The 2467-nt window shown below is 41.7% G+C and carries 2 protein-coding genes and 1 pseudogene; all 3 read left to right on the forward strand.

Annotated elements, in window-relative coordinates; genetic code table 11:
• On the forward strand, positions 1–489 hold a 489-nt coding region (locus ELS82_RS24175), incomplete at its 5' end, for a hypothetical protein (RefSeq protein ID WP_134837677.1).
• A 21-nt stretch (positions 490–510) separates the two neighbouring features.
• Positions 511–732: pseudogene (locus ELS82_RS24180) on the forward strand (integrase core domain-containing protein); the annotation flags it as partial.
• 201 nt (positions 733–933) lie between these two features.
• Positions 934–2028 carry an ATP-binding protein gene (locus ELS82_RS24185; RefSeq protein WP_134837678.1) on the forward strand — a complete coding sequence of 365 codons (1095 nt, stop codon included), beginning with the start codon at positions 934–936 and terminating at the stop codon, positions 2026–2028.
• The last annotated feature ends 439 nt before the right edge of the window (positions 2029–2467 follow it).

A 2467-nucleotide genomic window follows, 5' to 3' on the forward strand; every position in this document is an offset into this window, starting at 1 on the left:
TTTGATGTCCGGTTTGTCGAATCAGGTAATACTCATTGCTTTGCCCCAAAGTTCCCAGCAATTGAGGTGTCGTCCTCAAACGTTACCCACTGGCTACATATTGTGGAAACATCGGGTGAGGTGCAGTTTGTTGGCAAGCATGCGTCCTTAGGTGATTTGGGACCACGTTGGGTCTTTGTTGATGTGGGCAGCCAAGAGAGACGTGATAAKAGCTATCCATTTTACAGTGTGGGTGAGGTGTTTCGAGACAATCCTGGCTGGACTTCGCCWCCCCATATAACGTTAACTTGGAATGGAAAGTTGTTTGGGCTAACTGAAATTGAMGGGGTGTTCTATCCAGTGGGTGGGGTATCTTGGGGTTTTAACTTAAAGAGTTGGTCTTTAACTCCAGAAGCAATGTCCCCGACATTACTTGAGAAAAGTGCTTGGTTGGACGTGGTGGAAGTACTTAATGATGAGTATCCCGACTATGTATTCAGTGTTGAATAAGCTACGACAAAGACAACTTCGGTAATATTAGCCTTTATCCAACCAGGTAAACCGACTCAAAACGCATTCGTGGCAAGTCTAAACGGCAAGTTCAGAAATGAGTGCCTTAATCAACATTGGTTCCGAACTTTGGATGAAGCAAGGTACGAAATAAATTTATGGAGAGAGCACTACAACCATATTCGACCACATAGTTCTCCAAATTATATGTCGCCAGTTGATTATGCCAATCAAGCGGCGTAAACATAGAAAACTTCATCGAGATAGTGGTATTAATCTTGGGGAAAGGTTAAGCAAATTGAGGGGCATGACAAAGAGCTACTTAGTAAAAGAGTGATCTGCTTTAGGATGGCAATTATATTTGTGGTAGGTTGTGTTAGATAATCTACCACAAATGTGTTTTGTGGTATCCTTGATAACACAACCTACCAAAGGGGCATGACAATGGATATCTGGCATTATCCTCGTACACAGCTTGCTACGTTTATCCTTAACGGGATGGACAAAGGTCTTCTTCAACGTGTTTCAATCTTCGCTCCACGTCAGCGAGGTAAAACTCAATTTATACAGAAAGACATCATTCCTATGGCTCGTGAACTTGGTGTCTTACCTATCTATGTAGATTTTTGGATGAAAAAAGACGACCCAGAAGGCATGTTCATTAAATCCGTCATTGATGCTTGTGAAAGGAATGAAGGATTTCTACATAAGCTTGGCAAAGCTCTCAACTTCAAAAAGTTAGGTTTTAGTGCAGTTGGTGGCAAAGTTGAAGTTGAGCGTTCTCAGGGTGAATTGAGAGCTGACTTGTTCGCTGTATTTCAACGCTTAAACGAGCTGGATATGCCTGTTTTGCTGTTACTTGACGAAGTTCAACATTTGGCTACTCGCAAAGAATTTGACTCGTTTACAGCATCTCTACGCAGTTTTGTAGTGAACAGAGAGGATAACAACGTCAAATGCATCTTCACAGGTTCGAGTAGAGAGGGGTTAAGTCGCTTATTCAAAGACAACAAAGCCCCATTCTACAACTCCAGCCAAACCCAGATCTTTGAAGAGCTGGATATGGATTTCGTTGAATTCGAGTTGGCCGCATTCAAAAATGTCACTGGTGGTATCGAACTCGACAAACACAAAGCCTTAGAAATCTTAATCAAACAAAATCGCGCTCCTGCTCGGTTTGTTGAAATGCTAAAAAATATGGCTTTGAATATGGTTCATGACTTAGATATTGGCGTCCATCGCTATGACGTTGATCGTATTGAGTCAGAGAACCACTTTTCAAAAACATACGAACAACTGAAACCTATCGAAGTGGCTATCCTAAAGCTTGTTGCTGCCAATGAGTCAAAAGGTCTTTATACTCAGGTAGGACTAGACAAAGTGAAAGCTTTCACTGGCGACCCAGAAACAGATGTTACAAAATGGTCGGTGAAAAATGCAGTCACACGATTGAAGTCGCTTGAGCTCATTTACAGCCCAGAACGTGGGAAGTTGGAAATTGAGAACTACGATTTTCGTGATTATATTCTTGAAAAATAAGTGCCTTTCGGCATGTGAAGACAATAAACCCATGCTTCATGTTTACTCGGTACATTGCTGTCTCTAATAGAGAGCGCTTATGATAGCCATACCGCTTTTTCCACTTCTTGTCGGATGATGATTTCAAGTGGTAGTCAAAAGTTCAGGTGAGTGGGTGGCTTCCAAAAAGCATGGAACACCGTACTAGTTACATAACAACATTTATGGTTCCAAGATACTTTTTCTAATCCAAGCTTAGTACGTTAGAATTATTTCTCAATGCGCTTTGTTCAACATCGAGCTGGTTGCCGCGGCTAGCTCAATTTTGTCCTCAAAGTGCCAGCTGTACTTTTACTAGCCTTAAAGCTGGCATGACCCACAAACGCACCAATTCTCATGCTTTAAGTCTAATTAACGCCACTATTTCTACACTCTAAGTTTCCTTTCATATATCCTTGTC

It is taken from the genome of Vibrio ouci (assembly GCF_004551525.1).
In the GTDB taxonomy this organism is placed as follows: domain Bacteria; phylum Pseudomonadota; class Gammaproteobacteria; order Enterobacterales; family Vibrionaceae; genus Vibrio; species Vibrio ouci.

Excerpts from the sequence above, each read along its gene's own strand:
- ELS82_RS24185 (WP_134837678.1), top strand. The coding sequence starts at position 934 with ATGGATATCTGGCATTATCCTCGTACACAGCTTGCTACGTTTATCCTT.